Origin of the sequence: Bacillus sp. FSL K6-1106 (assembly GCF_038005245.1) — a bacterium.
Classification (GTDB): domain Bacteria; phylum Bacillota; class Bacilli; order Bacillales; family Bacillaceae; genus Bacillus; species Bacillus altitudinis.
Genome location: NZ_JBBOSV010000002.1, coordinates 224853 through 242261 on the forward strand (window position 1 = coordinate 224853; position 17409 = coordinate 242261).

Consider the following 17409-nt stretch of genomic DNA (forward strand, 5'->3'; position numbering starts at 1 on the left):
CATTTTCACAGCTGGCTACGAAGGCAAGCCTGGTAAATGAAAAAAAGGATGTTCCATCAGCGGAACATCCTTTTTCATTTCGTTCATATTTTCAGCACTTACATATTCACTGAAAGCGAGATGGGATCTCGGCTTTTTATCATGTTCTTATATCAAATCTCGGTATTGCTGCTGGCGAAGCGCCTCATACACAAGAATCGCTGCCGTATTCGATAGATTCAGTGAACGAACATGCTCTGTCATCGGTAAACGTAGACAGCGATCCATATTCCGTTCAATCAAATCTTTTGGTAATCCACTCGTTTCTCTGCCAAATACGAAGAAGTAGTCTTCATCTAGCTGCGAGTAATCGAACGTTGTATGCGGCTTTTGCCCAAACTTTGTGATATAGAAAAATTGCCCCTTCGGATGAGCCTCAAACAACTCATCTAATGAATCATGATAGACGACATTGGCATATTTCCAATAATCGAGTCCTGCACGCTTCAGCATTTTATCATCTGTCGAAAAACCAAGCGGACGAATCAGATGAAGTGTTGTATTTGTTGCTGCACATGTTCGCGCAATATTTCCAGTATTAGCTGGAATTTCTGGTTGATATAAAACGACATGAAGTCCCAAAAAAGTTCACCTCTAATTTTCTTTTCCGCTCAACATTATACCATTAACTATCCTTCGGAGCATCGTCCAAAATGTGAAAAAACGTATAACGAATACTAGGTGTATAAGCCGTTGAATCTTCATACGACCAGTAACGCATACGGCTGTCATACGTTTGTGCATTCACAAGAGGCATTCCGCCTTTATCATGATCAACGACAATGGTTGTATGATTATACCTACCGTCACCTTCAAAATCGTAACAAATAACATCACCTATTTGAAGCTCCTGCGGCTCCTTGAGCTTCTTCGCTCTCAACCCCGCTTTGGAATTCGCTAAATAATTTTTCATCGAATGTGCCACCGTCCAGCTGTAGCTCCACGTATGTGGACGAACCCACCAGCCAGATCCACGGTTCGGATATCCTCTCGTTGGCGCATTCCCTGCTTTTAGACATTGTGAAATAAAATTCGTACAGTTATCTTCAAAATTTTTATAGGCTGGATTCCGTTTATTCCAATACGTCTCAGCATATTGAACAGCTGCACGCCGGTCATAGTGAAAAGCTCTTCCAAATTGGTCTTCATTTTGGAAGCGCTCATCCACCTGACCTTCCTTTTGTCGTTCTTCTAACATCATCCGATCTTTCACAAGCATGTCGTTATAAAGAAACGCTTCTCTTTTCTCAACCTGTTCCTCTAAATAAAAAGAATCGTCTATATCCTTACAGACATAAGTGAGGTGCGCGAGATATTGTACTTGCTGAGCTCCATCATCTTGAATAGCTGAATCGAGAAGTTTTGCTTTTGCTTTCGCCTTGACAATCTCAACTTGTCTTCTTGCAAACAGCTCTTTCTTTCGCTCCACAGCGTCCACATCAGACATCAGCTGGGGTTGTTTGATCGTACTGCCATTTAATAAATATGCCAGTCTGTCTTCTAACGTTTGTTCTAATAATTGTTTCACACAGACACCACCAAACTTTTTTTAACATCTCTGTTTGGTTCATTCTATGTTCAATGGGAGGTTATTTAGTATTTAAAGGTGTTTGTAACAATTCAATCCCTTTGATGATCTCTTGTTTTGCTTCTTCATCACTTTCCCGCTCAAGGGCTTTTTCCAGTTCTGAAAGCTGCTGACCATCGCCAATTTTACCGATTGCCCAAGCAGCCGTGCCTCGAATGACCGGTCTTGGATCTTTATGCATCAGGTCAACCAAATCTGGCAAAGCAGATGCATCTTTAAAGTGAGCAAGTGCCAAAATGGCATTCCGCTGAATAGGCTTTTTCCCTCGCCATGATCCAGAAACATGACCATACTTCTCTTTAAACTCACGATTGCTGATTGTCAGCAGTGGCTTTAAGAGCGGTTTTGCAATTTCAGGGTCCGGCTCCATTTCAGGATGTAGATGAAAGTCTTTCCCTTTATTAATTGGGCAGACCGTTTGGCACGTATCACATCCATACAACCGATTCCCTATTTTCGAGCGAAATTCGTCAGGTAAAAACCCTTTTGTCTGTGTTAAAAACGAAATACACCTTTGAGAATTGAGCTGGCCTGGATTCACAAGAGCACCCGTTGGGCATGAATCCACACATTTATTACAAGTTCCGCACTGGTCTTCTATTTTCTCATCCGGTTCAAATGGAACATTTGTAATCATCTCAGCCAAATAGACATAAGATCCGAACTCTGGTGTGATAATCATACAGTTCTTTGCACTAAAGCCAATGCCAGCACGTTCGGCTACAGCACGGTCAGACAATTCACCTGTGTCCACCATTGATTTTGTCCGAATATCTTCGTGTTTACTGCGCAAAAATTCTTCAAGCATGTCGAGCTTTTTTTTCAGCACAACATGATAATCAGTTCCCCATGAAGCCCTGCAAAAAATCCCTCTTCTTGCATCCTTTGTACTTCGGGGAGCATCTTTCATTTTGGAAGGGTATGCGAGCGCAATGGCGACAATTGATTTTGCTTTTGGAAGCAGCAAAGCAGGATTTGTTCGTTTTTCGATATCAGGCTCTTCAAAACCGGACAAATACCCTAACGATTCATGTAAGATGAGGCGGTCCTTTAATGAATCAAATGTATCAGCACTTGCAAATCGAATTTTATCGACACCAATTTCATTCGCATATTGAATTAACTCTTCTTTTAATTGTCCAACATGAATCACCTTGCAAACCTCCTTTCTTTGTTTCTTCAGTTGTTTTCAGTATAATACGAGTGTATCATGACCGATTGGAGTGAGTCACTGTGAAGATACAAATGGAAATCTCCCAACCTCAAAGCCCGTCTATCCATGTTGGACAGATTGAATATTCACATATTGAGATAGGAAAATCCCCTCAAATGTTAAAAGGCCGACTGCGACTGTTTCAAGAATCTTTGTTTTTTGAATATGAAGATCAAACTTTGGAAGAAGTACCAGCGATCAAAGAATGGACGAATCTTCTAGAAGGTGTCCCCTTTCTTCCGCTTCTTGCTGATATTCAAAAAGAACAATTTATTGACTCGACCAATTCCGTACAGGATTTGTCGATATTTTTTTCATTAAAATATTTCTTGCCTATCCTTACATTAGATGCCGATCAATTGAAAGGACCTCTTTCATTATCCAAAAATGAAACTGGTCATATTGAATGGCAGGATGGCGCAGAGCTTAAAGGGTTATTTTCTCAAGCAAGTAAAGCTCAAATTTCTCAAGATACAAAAAGCATTCTTCAAATCATTCTCTTCCCACCATCTATTTCCCGGGAAAAGAGTGAGGCACTTATACAATCCTTGACGAAGATGTTTATACAAATACATGGTGGAGAAAGTAAATATGAACTCATTGAAAAAGCACTGTAGGTCACAGTGCTTTTTACATTATACTGACATAATAAAAAACGCAACACTTCGTTTATCTATGAAACGAAATACTGCGTTATAAACAAAATTATGTATTGGAGCGGGTGATGAGAATCGAACTCACGACATCAGCTTGGAAGGCTGAGGTTTTACCACTAAACTACACCCGCATCAATCTTTTAAAGACAACATCATTGCGTTGACTTTTATTATGTTACAACTTTCTTAATAATTCGTCAAGAGAATATGAAGATTTTTCGTCAAAAAATTTCATATTCTCCATATATATTACGATAGTTATTTATCGAGCTGGATATAAAATAAGTAGGCATGTGACTTATTCTTCAGCGCTTGCTTAGGATTTTTCTCAATCACTTCAAGCATCGGTGAATTTCCGTCTTTCCCCATTGCCGCAGTATACGCAATCAGTGCCTTTCCTCCAGGAGAGACTTTGACAGTATCAGATTGTGCAGAAAAAACATAATCACTTACTTTGAACGGAAAACTTGCTGTTGCTTTTGTCATTCCCTCATTCTTGTTGTCTGACCACATACTAAATTGTGATTCATATGTATCTTTCTCATCTCTTAATTGTAAAAGTATATTCATCGTTTGGTCAGTTCCATCCTGATGTAACGTAAAAGTCGAAGAAGATACTTCCTTATCAACTAGCCGGCCATTTTTGTAGTGACTCCCGATAAACGTAATACTCTTATCATTCTTCGTTAATCCTTTAAGTGTAAGAGCTACTATTTCATTCGTCGTTGATGCCTCTAGTAAGTTTTTTTCTTTCTTTGTCAATTTCATTTTTTCAATCGTTACTTGGTTTTTAGAGTCAGACTCTGTTTCTATTTTAGAGACCGTTTTCTCTGTCGTTGTTGTTTCTGCAGCCTTCTCGCCGCATCCTGCTAATAGAAAAACAGTCAATAAAAGAATGCTCCATTTCTTAATCATTGATATCCCCTTTTATACTTTTGTTTTTTATTATACTAAAATTTGGTTGATTATACAAAAAAAGATTAGGAAAATTCTCCTAATCTTTCGCTTTTTTCTGTTTCATGGCTGATAGGAATGCCACAATGAGAAAACTGACAGCAAAAATGACAACCATATAAATAAAAAAGTTTGGTTTGATTTGGAACGTAAATGCAGACGAACCTTCCATCTCAAAAGCAAGACTGTTAAATAATAATTCATCATTTGTTTTTGATTGAAATAAGTGATAGAACAGAACACCAATGGTCAGCATCGGAAAACCTAAGAAACCTAGGAAACTACCAACAATTGCACCTTGTTTCATTGCCTGAACGTTCATGATCGTTGTCCTCCCATTCCACCAAGCAATAACTGCTTCATAATAGACTTACCATCCCCCATAAACGGAAGAAGGTAGAGTAATTGAATAAAATACGTGATTGAAAAAATGAAAAACCCTGTCGAAATTGGATTTTCTTTTAGAAATAAAACAGTCACAATGATTCCGGCTGCGCCAATGAGCCCCGGCAAAAGCGGACCAAGCAGTGTAATCCACACCTGTTTTTTCTGAAACGGATCTAAAACAGGCCTCACAAATTTCACAGACATCATATCGCTCGCAAAAAAGCCTTGAGGACCATCCCGGCCGGCGAACTTCCGATGTGCATACCCATGTGCCGCCTCATGCAAGGCAGTTCCAGTAATTAATCCAAAATAAATAATCGTAAAATATATTGCAATGGCTGCAATCGATGGATCAGGAATAAATAAAAAGGCGATTCCCGCCATGATCATAAAGAGCACCCAGAAAAAGATGATTTTGCGCGTCACCATCAGCAGAGCCGTACCCAATATGTGAAGAAATGAATGACCCGTGCAGTCAAACCGCTCTTTCATCTTTACTTGATACTGCTTAAAAAATTGACAGAAGGCTGTGACAGTCCGATATGGTGATTGATAATGAATCGACAGCAAGTGATGCTGATTCAGCCCCATCATCAATTGATAAAAATCGCGGGCAATCACAGACTCATCGACCTGAAACAAATCGGCGAGTTCTGCCGTAATACTCGCCTCTGTCCTTTGACCATCCACTTTCGTTAACATATGATATGCACTTTCGTTAATTGGAAGTGAGCTTCCGTACTGCGTATCAGTCAAATGCCTTTTTTGTAAAGTCACATATGGCGCAAGTGCCGGTACCCGCTCAATCTTTAGCTTATTGTTAAGAAGTTGAATCATGTGAATACCTCCATGAAAAACCTTTATATATGGCAAAGATGAGCAGACATTCAAATCCTGCCACAAGCAGCCACTGAAGCATTTGACTCGATTCCCCTATCACATAGTTTCCAATAAATACAATCGGAATCATGATTAAAATAAGCGCTCCAAACGAGAAAACACCTGTGTATGGATTATTTCGATCAAGGGGTAATAAAATACCTACCACATAAAAGAGAGCCGTTGCATTACACAAGACAGCAGCGCCAATCAACACGATCCAGATCTGATCCGGGAGCGTCAGTGTTGTGATCATAAATAAAACAATTTGGATCACACCAACGAGCAAAAGTCCGAGAAACTTATAAAGAGCCACTTCCCATGGCCTTAGACCAAACGTTTTATACATCCCAAGCATACGTTTGTCATTGCCAAATGAATTAAAAGCTGTTAACCCAGCTAGCGCACATAAGACAAAAAAAGCTTCTCCTTCAAAGCGGAAGGCAAACTGATAACGGACAAATAAAATGACAATAAGGAGGATAAGAAAGTTTAAAATATTTTCTTCATTTCTCACTTGTGACTTTATTTCCTTTACAATGAGTGACCACTTTTTCGAAGATGAAAATGGCAGCTTGTGCAGAAAGGTTAACGCTTTTTTCTCAGCCATAATTGGCATTAAAGCAAGAGAAATAAATGCGCCTCCCGCAGATAATAAGATGAAGAGGATCAAAATCGCATAATTCACCCCGTCAGGAGACATCCCTTGTGCCGCTAAGAAAAAGGGCGCTGTAAAATACATCAAATGATAATCAAACTGTACATATGATTGCTGTATTTGATTGATGTCAAAATGTGTCATTCCATACGCTACAACTAGCGCTAATAAAACAAATATCGCTGCAAATTTTTGCAACGGTAATTTTAATTTTAGTACGAGTAAATAAGTCACGTTGTAAATGAGCTGAAGCAGTGTTAAGACAAAGAGCGATTGCAACAGCACCATCAAAAAGAATGTAAGAATAAAGAAAATACCGATCCCTTGTGCAATAAAATTAGGTAAAAGCAAGATCCCGATGAAAAATAAAACAAGCCCTGTCACGACTGTCACCATCGGAATGAAGTAACCAAGACTTTTTTGAAAGGTAGACAGCGGAAACCAGCTGAGCTGCATAGAAAAACGATCTTGTTCAGGTGTTCTGACTTTGATCAGCACAAATAACAAGCTTGTAAAAATGGATGCATTGATTGCCATCGACACAACCAACAACCCAAGTGAACGTTCATCTCCATTTAAGAAAGCCTTCATAAAGACACCCGTAAAACTGTATCCGATGATGGCTCCCATTGTGACTGCAAACAAAAAGAATAAGACCACAATGATTCGCTTCGTTTGAGTATCAAAGAGCTTATACATCTCCTGCTGCCACATTTTAAGCATCATTTTAGAAATGATTAATGATTTCATCAAAATGTGCACCCCTATCACTTAACATTGAAGCTTTCAGAAACACCTGTTCCAATGTGCTTGATTGATACTTTTCTTTTAAGGCTGAAACCGTTCCTTCATCCATTTTATTTCCTTTAGAAATAATGGCGATCTTGTGGCACAGCTCTTCCGCTGAAAGCATATCATGCGTTGAAAGCAAGATTGCACCATGGTGCTCGGCATAACGTTTCATCAGTTTCTTTGTGTTTATAACCGCTTCAATATCAAGTCCTCTAAAGGGCTCATCCATGATCACTAATTGACTCTCAAGCATAAAGGCAGCAATCAGCTGTGTCTTTTTTTTCATTCCATGGGAATAGGTTTCAATCGGTCTTGATAAAGCTGTTTCCATATCAAACAATTCAATTAGTTGATTTCTTCTTTGAATTGTTTTACATTCATACATAGAAGAAACAAAATCTAAATATTCAGCACCAGTCAATGCTTCAGGGAGCAGCAGATCATCTGGAACATAGGCGACTTGTTTTTTAAAGGATGGATCATCATTTGTGACATCCTTGATATGAATGGTTCCTTCTGTATGCTTAATGATGCCGAGTACACAGTTAATCATCGTTGTTTTACCGGATCCATTTGGTCCAGCCACAGCAACGATTTGATGAGGGGCAATTTTCAAATGAAAATCATTGACAGCAGTCACGTTATTTTTATACGTCTTGGTTAAATTCTCGATCGTAAACATATAACCTCCAAGTGTCTGCATATTCTTTAAAAACAGATCAGGCTAAACCGCCCGCCACAGACGGTTTAGCCCTGGTGTCTTATCTAAGAAGTAAAAAGATGAATCCTAAGTATAGCTACTTACATTCAATTTGGACTTTTAAGCCACTTTCCCACTGAACGGCTCCTGTAAAGCTACCCTTGCCGTTTGCTAAACACCAAACTGCTGCTCCTAGAACAACTGTTGCTCCCAATCCAAGAAGGACAGCAACAAATACTAAGAACCAAGCTTGGTCCATAATAGCAGGTTCCATAGTGGAATAGTCAACTTGCGGCGCTGCATAAGTCATACTTTTCACCTCCCAGCTTATGATGATCGTATCATAGGCGTCACACTCCAAACATCAACAGAAGATCCCATTTTTGACCGAACATATTTTCGTATAAAATGTGACTTTTTATTCAATTATTCATGTTCAACTGTATAAATTCTCCCTTTTTTACTATTTTTCACCACAACATAAGAACCACAAAACCCATATATTGGCAATAAATCCATCTTTTTTCTGCCTTTTTTCAAATAGTTCATTTTCATCATCTCTTCTATTTAATCTTTCATTTTTTTGAGATAGAAAGAATTCCCCCGATATATCAGATATAAAAGTCCTAATTATATGTCGTTAACACATCAAATACGACATATTAACTGATAATTCCGACAAAAGAGTGAGCATATTTTCCTTCTTCTCTTGTCTCTTAAAATATGTATATACAAGAAAAACTGTTGGGAAAAAAGCCCTTGCCTTCTTCCACAGCACATATCATTTTACTTGCTTCTCTTTCTATAAAAAAAGCAAAGCAGCCCGACAAGTATGACTGCTTTGCTTTCATTTATGAGGAACTTGCAGCAGAGGCTGTATCAGGAAAGTAATTGTTCCCAATAATTTCACCAGCAGGAACGTGTGGTCCTGCATCACCATTTCTTTTAAATGGGAGAAGCGGGAAAACAAGTTCTGCTAAATAATAAGATTCTTCTAAGTGCGGATAACCAGAAAAGATAAATGTATCAATACCTAGAGACTGATATTCTATTATACGTTCTGCTACTGTATGCGGGTCCCCGACGAGCGCTGTTCCTGCCCCGCCTCTAACTAAGCCAATGCCCGCCCAAAGATTAGGGCTAATTTCAAGCTTCTCTTTATTCCCTTGATGTAATTCAACCATTCGTTTTTGCCCTACTGAGTCCATCCCTTGTAAAGTCTTTTGCGCATCATCAATAGTCTCTTGATCTAAATGACGAATCAGATGTTCCGCTGCCTGCCAAGCTTCATCTTCCGTTTCCCTCACGATCACATGAAGTCGAATACCAAACCTCACCGTTCTTCCCTCCTTTTCAGCCTGCTTTTTCACTTGTGCGATTTTCTCTTTTACTTGTGCAGGCGGCTCGCCCCAAGTTAAATAAACATCTGTATGTTTTGCAGCGGCTTGAATGCCTGCTTCTGATGATCCTCCAAAAAAAACGGGTGGATGTGGTGTTTGAGCTGGTGGAAATAACAGCCGTCCATTTTGTGTTTGCAGATGCTTCCCTTGAAACTGAACATTCTCTCCTTTCAATAACCTCTTCCAGATGGTCAAAAATTCTTCTGCTGCCTCATAGCGTTCATCATGAGAAATGAATAGCCCGTCTCCTTCAAGTTCTTCTTTACTTCCTCCCGCTACAACATTGATCAGCAGTCTCCCGCCTGAAAGCCGATCAAATGTGGAGGTCATTCTAGCAGCAACAGATGGCTGCATCAACCCTGGCCGAAGAGCCACAAGAAACTTTAAATGGGTTGTTTCTGCAGCTAAAGCGGCCGCTGTCAGCCATGGATCTTCACAAGATCTACCAGTAGGCAGCAAGACCCCTGTGTACCCAAGCTGATCGGCAGCTTGAGCAATTTGTTTAAAATACGGATAGTCTGCCTGTCTTGCCCCTTTCGAAGATCCTAAATAACGCCCATCCCCATGCGTTGGAATAAACCATAGAATATTCATCATATCGCCTCCTATTATTTTTCACCTTGATAACTTGTGCGCCATTTGAGCAGTCGCTTTTCTAACAGCCGTACAAATGAATCAGTCATCTTACCAACTACCGCAAAGATGATAATCCCTACAAACACTTTATCCGTTTGCGAGAATTGTCTTGCATCCATAATCATGTAGCCAACTCCACTACTCGACCCCATCAATTCAGCCACCACTAAACCAAGCCAGGCAATGCCTAATGAAAGCCTCACGCCCAGAAGAATATGAGGAAGGGCAGCAGGTAAAATGAGCTTTGTGATATTTTGATACAGATTAAACTCTAAAGCGCGAGCCACATCGAAAAGCTTGTTATCTACACTGCGAATTCCTAGAAAAGTATTGATATAGCTCGGAAAAAAAGCCCCAAGTGCAATCAATAAAATTTTCGCTGATTCATCAAAACCAAACCAAAGAATAAATAAAGGAGTCACCGCTAAATGAGGAACTGTTCTCAGCATTTGCAAGGTCGGATCTACATACTGCTCGGTTTTCCTAGAAAAACCGACACACAGACCCATCGCAAGTCCTAAACCTCCCCCAAGTAAAAACCCGCATATTGCTCTGTAGAGACTGATGTAAAGATGGCCAAACAGCTCACCGGAACGAATCAACTCACGAAAAGATTCCGCAATGACAGTGGGTGCAGGTAGTACAGTAGAAGAAACGATTTGGGAAGCAGCAGCTCCCTGCCAAATCGCAATGAGTAAAGCAGGTAATACAAGTCCTTTTAACATGATGAAGGATGAAGCTTTTCTCCTTTTTTTCTTCATTCGCTCAGTTTTAGTCACAAGGGCTGGGTTAGATGCAGCTTTCATCAACTCTTCTCCTCTTTCAGCATTTTTTCAATAAACGAATTATCTACCACCTGATTGACATCAATCTTCCGCTGAATCGCCTTTGTTTGATATTGAAAATCAGCTGTATGCTGCTGAGCGTTTATGATCTTCTTAGAAATGGGCTCATTGAGCGGCTCTGTATTGTTTAATACTTGTGTCACCACCTTCTGATCTAATTGTTTCAAACGAGCATAAAGTGTAATGGCTTCCTGTTGATGGTCTTTCTGCCATTTCACCGCTTTGTCATATACTTTTAAAAATTGCACCACTAGTTCAGGGTACTCATCGGCAAACTTGGATCTGACAAGTGTGAATCCAGGTGAATATAAATCGGTCGCTTCTCCATTAACCAGTAGCTTTGCTCCCTTTTCTATCGTTTCAAGTGATAAGAACGGCTCCCAGATCGACCAAGCATCAACTGATCCATTTTCAAACGCAGATATTGCCTCATCCGGCTGAAGCTGAATGATCTGAACATCCTTTGCAGATAAACCAGCCTGATCTAATACTTTGTATAAAAAGTCAAAACCACTGCTTCCTTTGGCAACGGCGATTTTTTTTCCTTTTAAATCTTCTACTTTTTTAATCTCACTGTTCTTATTCACTAAAATCCCATTCGCCTTTAACCCATCCTGAGATAAACCAATTTCCTTAAAATCAATACCTGCTGCCTGACCAGCTATAACAGGTGAATTACCAACCTGTGAAAAATCTAATTGATTGGCGGCGAGTCCTTCGAATTGGGGAGGACCACTTTGGAACTCCACCCACTTGACTTTCACACCTTCTTTTTCAAATGATTGCTCAAACCACCCTTTTTCCTTTGCTAAAAGAAGTGGGCTTAGACTTTGCTGAATCCCAATCCGAATCTCTTTCGGCTTGTCTTCTGATCCATTCGCTGCTTGACCACACCCAGCTAATACAAGGAGGATACCCAGAAAGAGAACGATCCTTTTTTGCCTTTTCATTCAATTTGACCTCCTTAAATTCCTGAGCCATTCGTCAGTAACAGCTCATCTGTTTTCTCAAATTCTGAAAGCACCCTTTGTCTTAAGCTCTGAAAAGCTGTTGACGTTCTATTCCGCGGGAATGGTAAGTTCACGGGAAGGATTTTATGAATTCGACCGGGTCTTGCTTGTAACAGCACAATTTCATTGGCTAAATAAATGGATTCGTCAATATCATGAGTGACAAGCACCATCGTTGTTCTTTTCTCCTGCCAAATATCCAGCAGTACATCCTGTAAGTGTTTCCGTGTAAATGCATCTAGCGCACCAAAAGGTTCATCAAGCAATAAAATCTCCGGATCACGCAGGAGTGCTCTTGCAATAGCAACACGTTGTGACATCCCGCCTGAAAGCTCATGTGGATAGGCGTGTTCAAAACCTTTTAACCGAACAATTTCAATTAATTCATCCACTTTGCGGCGAACAGCCACCTGTTTTAAATTGAAATTGGCAGCGATATTTTCTTCGACCGTCAGCCATGGAAACAAGCGATGCTCTTGAAAGATAAAGCCCTGTTTCATTCCTGGTTCTACCACACGCCTTTCTCCTATCACGATCTGCCCATCATAATCTGTATCAAGGCCTCCAATCATCTTCAGCAATGTACTTTTCCCGCATCCGCTCGGACCAATCACCGTCACGAATTCACCAGGAACGATGGTGAGCCTTACGTTTTCAAGCACTTGAATGGTTTGTTTGTCTTTCCAAAAAGACTTATCCACAATATCAATGGAAATAGTCATTGCAAGTTCACTCCTCTTGTCATCAGATAAATACACAGAAAGGCCCTTATCCCAAAAGAGAGATAAGAGCCTTCGTGTTGTCCGATCAGCTATTCATATTGAGTTGTTAGCACCATCCTAAATCATATTATTCCTATAAATCAACTATATTTTATAAAATGGTTATTTCGACCTTGTATGCTTTTCATCAATACGATCGTAAATTTCTTCTATTCGTTCTTGATTGCTGTAAATCTCATATTTGTTCCGCTCAATCAAAATGTCTAACGTGATATCCAAATGTTTTCTGTATTTTTTTCGTTTTTTCTTTTTCTCCATCTTCAGCTTCCCTCCTGATTAAAATAAAAAAAGGCCCTTCACTCATGCCTGAGTGAACGAGCCTTCGGTTGACCGATCAGCGATTTTTGTTGGTATTTTCAGTATGCTTATGTTAATACATACTATTCCGACATGTCAACTATATTTATTGTTTTTTCAGATTTATCTAAAAAATGATTGACCGGGCAGTAAACAAGATTTATAGTCTTATTAAATATTTCTTATTAAAGTAGTTGGTTTTATCTAACAAAAGGAGGATACACACATGTCAGAAGAACTTCAATTTCGTTTAGAAACAAAAGCAATACACGCAGGTCAAGAACTGGATTCAGCCACCTATTCAAGAGCTGTACCTATTTACCAAACAAGCTCTTTCGGTTTTAGAGATAGTGAGCATGCGGCGAATTTATTCGGACTTCAGGAACCCGGTAATATTTATTCACGTATTATGAACCCGACAAATGATGTGTTTGAAAAACGGATCGCTCAGCTTGAAGGTGGAATTGGTGCACTTGCTGTCTCCTCAGGACAAGCAGCGACCACTTACTCCATTTTAAACATTGCAGGAGCTGGTGACGAAATCGTATCCTCCAGCAGTCTGTATGGCGGCACATATAATTTATTTGCGCATACCTTGAAAAAACTTGGAATAACAGTAAAGTTTGTGGATTCCTCAAACCTTGAAGAACTTGAAGCAGCCATTACAGATAAAACAAAAGCAGTGTATGCAGAGAGCATCGGAAATCCAAAAGGCGACATTTTACATATTGAAGCCGTATCAGCCATTGCACACAAGCACCATATCCCTCTAATTGTGGATAACACACTTGCCAGCCCTTATTTGTTAAGACCGATTGAATTTGGCGCAGACATTGTCGTCCATTCAGCGACGAAATTCATCGGCGGCCACGGCACATCCATTGGCGGAGTCATCGTCGACAGCGGCAAGTTTCCTTGGGGTGATAGCGATAAGTTCAAAGGACTGACTGAACCAGACCCAAGCTATCATGGCCTGACGTATACGGAAGCAATTGGGGAAGCGGCTTATATCACAAAGGCACGTGTACAGCTCTTACGTGATCTAGGGGCGGCATTATCACCATTCAACTCATTTTTACTCTTGCAAGGCTTAGAAACCTTGCATCTACGTCTTAAACGCCACAGTGAAAATGCATTGAAGACAGCACAATTTTTACAAGATCATCCTCTTGTAGAATGGGTCAGCTATCCAGGTCTTGAAGGCCATGAATCCTTTGAGCTGGCTCAAACTTATTTACCAAAAGGACAAGGTGCCATCCTCACATTCGGCATTAAAGGTGGCAAAGACGCAGGAAAAAAACTCATTGATTCGGTTCAGCTTTTCTCACATCTTGCAAACGTAGGCGACTCTAAGTCACTCATCATCCACCCTGCCAGCACAACGCATCAGCAATTAAGTGAAGCAGAGCAAAAAGCCACAGGGGTGACACCAGAACTTATTCGTTTATCTGTTGGAACAGAAGCGATTGAAGATATTCTGGCAGATCTAGAACAGGCGATTTCAAAAAGTCAGTCTTAACCAAACAAAAAAAGCACACGCCTGTGTGCTTTTTCTTATTGATTAGTGATTGATTAAGCGAATATCTTGGAAGGGATAAAACACGAATGATGTTGTCCCTTGAATGTCACTCTTTGTAAAAAGACCTAAACCATTGCGACTGTCCATTGAGTTTTGGCGATTGTCACCCATGACAAAGTACTTTCCTTTAGGGACTGTAAGAGGACCAAAATCAGGTGTCAACAAGGTGCCATCTGCGGCAGCTTTCTTTTTGTTTGATGCTAAATAAGGCTCCGCCACTTTTTGACCGTTCACATATAGCTGGTCATTTTTCATTTCGATTTTATCACCAGGTAAACCAATCAATCGTTTCACATAGTGAGTACTGCGGTCTTCCCCATCAAGAACAATGATCTGTCCGCGTTTATAATCGCCGAAGTAATCGACTGTTTTATTCACAAACACCCGCTCTGTATCATGCAGTGTTGGTTCCATAGAAGTCCCCTTCACAATATACGGTGCGAATAAAAAGTTGCGAATGATAAAAACAGCAATAAATGCGATTAAGATGGCTTTGATCCAGCCCCATAATTCTGATTTCTTTTTTTGTGTTTTTGTATTTGTTGTCATAAGCTCCTCCTGAAATCCCCTAGGACAAAATGAGTTATCGCCAGCTGACCGCTGACGCCACGCTTGTTTCTCCCTAAATATAAACATATTTTGCCAACAAATCAAGCTGTAAGAGAGAAAAAGGCAAGCACCTTTCTGTGCTTGCCCAAAACTCAGTTAGTTAGCAGAAGAATCCTCTTCTGTCTCTTTGTTTGTTTTACCATAGAAATAATCAGATGGATTCACTGGTTTAAAATCAGATAGCTTATGGAATCGAAGAAGATCCCTGTACAGTACTTTATCTGACAGGCTTAACTGATTATCAACACGGGCTTTAATCGCTTCTGTCTTTTTGTTTTGTTTCACCACTTTACCCGTTTTTGTATCGTAGACCGTATTATCTACAAGGGTATATTTTGGTGTCACATAGTTTCCGTTACGGAATGCAACAGTTTGATCATGCTTCTTAGAGAATAAATCTGTTCCAAAATTCACGTACTCATTTGAATCAATACCTTGTAAGTGAAGAAGCGTTGGCATCACGTCTACTTCACCGCCATACGTATGATTCACGCCGCCTTGTTTCCCAGGGATACGAATCATGAGCGGTACACGCTGATTTTGTGCATTTTGATATGGCGTAATTTCTTTCCCTTGAATCTCACTCATTGCACGGTTATGGTTCTCAGAAATACCGTTATGGTCACCATATAATAGAATCACTGAGTCTTTATACAGACCCGATTTTTTCAAGTCCTTAAAGAATTGTTCTAATGACTCATCCAAGTATCTCGCTGTTTGGAAATAATTATCCACTGTTTTATCGCCAGTTGTTGCCTTAGCGATTGTCGCATCTTTCTCATCTAAATTAAATGGATAATGGTTGGTCAATGTCATTAAGTGTGCATAAAATGGCTTTTTCATTGATTCTAACATTGGGATTGATTCTTTAAAGAATGGTTTATCCTTCAGACCCATGTTTACAAGGTTTTCTTCATCCATGTTGTAATAAGATGCATCGAAGAATTGATCAATTCCCATATGTTTATAAATCGTGTCACGGTTCCAGAAAGATTTATAATCCCCGTGAAGCACTGCACTCGTATAGCCTGCTTTTTGATCTAAGATGGCAGGAAGTGATTGGAAGGTATTTTCACCTTTTGTCACAAACGCTGCACCCTCTGGCAAGCCAAACATACTATTATCCATCATGAGCTCAGCATCAGAAGTCTTCCCTTGACCAGTCTGGTGGAAGAAGTTATCAAAATACGTAAAATCTTCTTTTCCATGAGCTAGTTTGTTTAAAAACGGCGTCACTTCTTCTCCATTTAACTTGTAGTCAATTAAAAATGACTGGAAGCTTTCTAAATGGATTTTGATGATGTTTTTTCCTTTTGCTTGACCAAAGTATTCTGCATTTGGTTTCGCATAGTGAGAGGTCGTATAGTTCACGACATCCGTTAAATCATCACTACTCGCATTTGCTACCTGCGTTGCATTTTGTGCGGTTTGCACGCCGTCATAAATCGCATAGTTATAAACACCTAAATATTTCACAATATACTTATGATCAAATGTTCTCGTCAATAATTCTGGACGATCTTTTTCAGCTAAGTGTAGGTTAACGAAGAACAGTCCAACACCTGCAGCCACAATCAGCAGTGCGAAAGTTTTTTTCATTTGGAACTTCTTCACTTCTGGTCTCCAAATGACAATGGCAATTAAAATGATGATATCAAGGAAGTACAAAAGGTCATGCGGCTTAATACTTGCTAACACACCGCCGGTCATACCTCCCCCAAGATTACCGGCTTGTTTCATTGTCGGGAATGTTAAAAAATCATCAAAGAAACGATAGTACGCTACATTCGCATATAAAAGTGCGGTCATAATAAAATCAATGACAATTAAAACAATGGCCGATTTACGCCCCTTCAAAAAGAGAGCAAGTCCTAAAAACACGATGGCTGAACTAAATGGATTTAATAAGAGAAGACCCTCTTGAAAAGATCCCTTCACTCCTAAATTAAAGTCCATTTTGTAGGCTGTGTACGATTTTGCCCAAAATAAAAGGACAGCCAAAACAAAAAAGCTATATTTGTTCGCAAATATTTTTTTCATAAAACCTCTTCTTTCTTATTTTCGATCTGATATAAATGAAATCATAAAAAATTTACATTGATTTTGCAAATGTAAATCTTCTGCACCAAGCATTCCGATGCTCTTTTCTCCGCAGGTTACATGTGCTCCTTTAATATAACGAATAAGAAGCATCATAAGTTTCAAAAAAAATACGAGTAAATAAAAGGAAAAATATCCATTTACATTAAATTTACTGCCTCTACATGTTTCAGAGAATGATGAAGGTTTTGTAAATCACTCAGTACTACTTTACTTTTTTCATCTAATCGTGTCAAAGTAATTATAAAGAAAAGGAAGAATCACCTAGGCTTTTCGACTCACTTA

Annotated in this window: 18 protein-coding genes and 1 tRNA gene; 2 read left to right on the top strand and 17 right to left on the bottom strand. The window is 39.6% G+C overall.

Annotated features, from left to right (window positions below; translation table 11 throughout):
* Window positions 1-147: 147 nt before the first annotated feature.
* The 3 genes from trmL to queG form a co-directional block, all read right to left on the bottom strand.
* Complete coding sequence (gene trmL, locus MHI20_RS15705) at window positions 148-621, bottom strand: tRNA (uridine(34)/cytosine(34)/5-carboxymethylaminomethyluridine(34)-2'-O)-methyltransferase TrmL (protein WP_003211950.1); 474 nt, start codon at window positions 619-621, stop codon at window positions 148-150.
* Window positions 622-664: 43 nt separating this feature from the next.
* Window positions 665-1567, bottom strand: a complete 903-nt coding sequence (locus MHI20_RS15710; RefSeq protein ID WP_076822001.1) for an amidase domain-containing protein — start codon at window positions 1565-1567, stop codon at window positions 665-667.
* Between the two features lie 61 nt (window positions 1568-1628).
* Window positions 1629-2777: a tRNA epoxyqueuosine(34) reductase QueG gene (queG, locus tag MHI20_RS15715; RefSeq protein WP_041093435.1), complete on the bottom strand. Its 1149-nt coding sequence runs from the start codon at window positions 2775-2777 to the stop codon at window positions 1629-1631.
* Window positions 2778-2860: 83 nt separating this feature from the next.
* On the opposite strand from queG, the gene MHI20_RS15720 reads away from it, so the two are divergent.
* A complete protein-coding gene (locus MHI20_RS15720) occupies window positions 2861-3457 on the top strand; it encodes a hypothetical protein (protein WP_017360378.1) in 597 nt (198 codons plus the stop codon).
* A gap of 96 nt (window positions 3458-3553) precedes the next feature.
* Here the strand turns inward: MHI20_RS15720 and MHI20_RS15725 are convergent.
* From MHI20_RS15725 to MHI20_RS15780, 12 genes are all read right to left on the bottom strand, one after another.
* Window positions 3554-3627: transfer RNA gene (locus tag MHI20_RS15725), tRNA-Gly, on the bottom strand.
* A 127-nt stretch (window positions 3628-3754) separates the two neighbouring features.
* A complete protein-coding gene (locus tag MHI20_RS15730) occupies window positions 3755-4411 on the bottom strand; it encodes a hypothetical protein (protein WP_025206994.1) in 657 nt (218 codons plus the stop codon).
* 79 nt (window positions 4412-4490) lie between these two features.
* The gene (locus MHI20_RS15735) at window positions 4491-4772 is read right to left on the bottom strand and encodes a hypothetical protein (protein ID WP_309173642.1); all 282 of its coding nucleotides are present in this window, start codon (window positions 4770-4772) and stop codon (window positions 4491-4493) included.
* Entirely contained in the window at window positions 4769-5674 is a 906-nt protein-coding gene (locus tag MHI20_RS15740) for a PqqD family protein (protein ID WP_008349091.1), read from the bottom strand. Before MHI20_RS15740 ends, MHI20_RS15735 begins: the two co-directional genes overlap by 4 nt.
* Window positions 5658-7124: a hypothetical protein gene (locus MHI20_RS15745; protein ID WP_340939695.1), complete on the bottom strand. Its 1467-nt coding sequence runs from the start codon at window positions 7122-7124 to the stop codon at window positions 5658-5660. Before MHI20_RS15745 ends, MHI20_RS15740 begins: the two co-directional genes overlap by 17 nt.
* Complete coding sequence (locus MHI20_RS15750) at window positions 7102-7848, bottom strand: ABC transporter ATP-binding protein (RefSeq protein ID WP_041507552.1); 747 nt, start codon at window positions 7846-7848, stop codon at window positions 7102-7104. The genes MHI20_RS15745 and MHI20_RS15750 overlap by 23 nt, the downstream gene beginning before the upstream one ends.
* 115 nt (window positions 7849-7963) lie before the next feature.
* Window positions 7964-8176: a hypothetical protein gene (locus MHI20_RS15755; protein ID WP_003211695.1), complete on the bottom strand. Its 213-nt coding sequence runs from the start codon at window positions 8174-8176 to the stop codon at window positions 7964-7966.
* A gap of 541 nt (window positions 8177-8717) precedes the next feature.
* Window positions 8718-9860: an FMNH2-dependent alkanesulfonate monooxygenase gene (gene ssuD, locus MHI20_RS15760; RefSeq protein WP_047947124.1), complete on the bottom strand. Its 1143-nt coding sequence runs from the start codon at window positions 9858-9860 to the stop codon at window positions 8718-8720.
* A gap of 14 nt (window positions 9861-9874) precedes the next feature.
* Window positions 9875-10663, bottom strand: a complete 789-nt coding sequence (locus tag MHI20_RS15765; protein WP_340940407.1) for an ABC transporter permease — start codon at window positions 10661-10663, stop codon at window positions 9875-9877.
* Window positions 10664-10707: 44 nt separating this feature from the next.
* Window positions 10708-11697 (bottom strand): aliphatic sulfonate ABC transporter substrate-binding protein, encoded by a 990-nt coding sequence (locus tag MHI20_RS15770; RefSeq protein WP_047947123.1) that lies wholly within the window; start codon window positions 11695-11697, stop codon window positions 10708-10710.
* 14 nt (window positions 11698-11711) lie between these two features.
* On the bottom strand, window positions 11712-12479 hold the full coding sequence (locus MHI20_RS15775; protein ID WP_041507556.1) for an ABC transporter ATP-binding protein: 768 nt from the start codon (window positions 12477-12479) through the stop codon (window positions 11712-11714).
* Window positions 12480-12641: 162 nt separating this feature from the next.
* Window positions 12642-12797 carry an FbpB family small basic protein gene (locus tag MHI20_RS15780; RefSeq protein ID WP_034647783.1) on the bottom strand — a complete coding sequence of 52 codons (156 nt, stop codon included), beginning with the start codon at window positions 12795-12797 and terminating at the stop codon, window positions 12642-12644.
* A gap of 265 nt (window positions 12798-13062) precedes the next feature.
* Here MHI20_RS15780 and MHI20_RS15785 point away from each other — a divergent pair, with 265 nt between their 5' ends.
* Window positions 13063-14355, top strand: coding sequence for a homocysteine synthase (locus tag MHI20_RS15785; RefSeq protein WP_340939702.1), 1293 nt, complete (start codon window positions 13063-13065; stop codon window positions 14353-14355).
* Window positions 14356-14397: 42 nt separating this feature from the next.
* On the opposite strand, the gene lepB is transcribed toward MHI20_RS15785, so the two are convergent.
* Together lepB and MHI20_RS15795 are read right to left on the bottom strand one after the other, a co-directional pair.
* A complete protein-coding gene (gene lepB, locus MHI20_RS15790; protein ID WP_039170157.1) occupies window positions 14398-14964 on the bottom strand; it encodes a signal peptidase I in 567 nt (188 codons plus the stop codon).
* A gap of 156 nt (window positions 14965-15120) precedes the next feature.
* Entirely contained in the window at window positions 15121-17064 is a 1944-nt protein-coding gene (locus MHI20_RS15795) for an LTA synthase family protein (protein ID WP_178929966.1), read from the bottom strand.
* Between the last annotated feature and the right edge of the window lie 345 nt (window positions 17065-17409).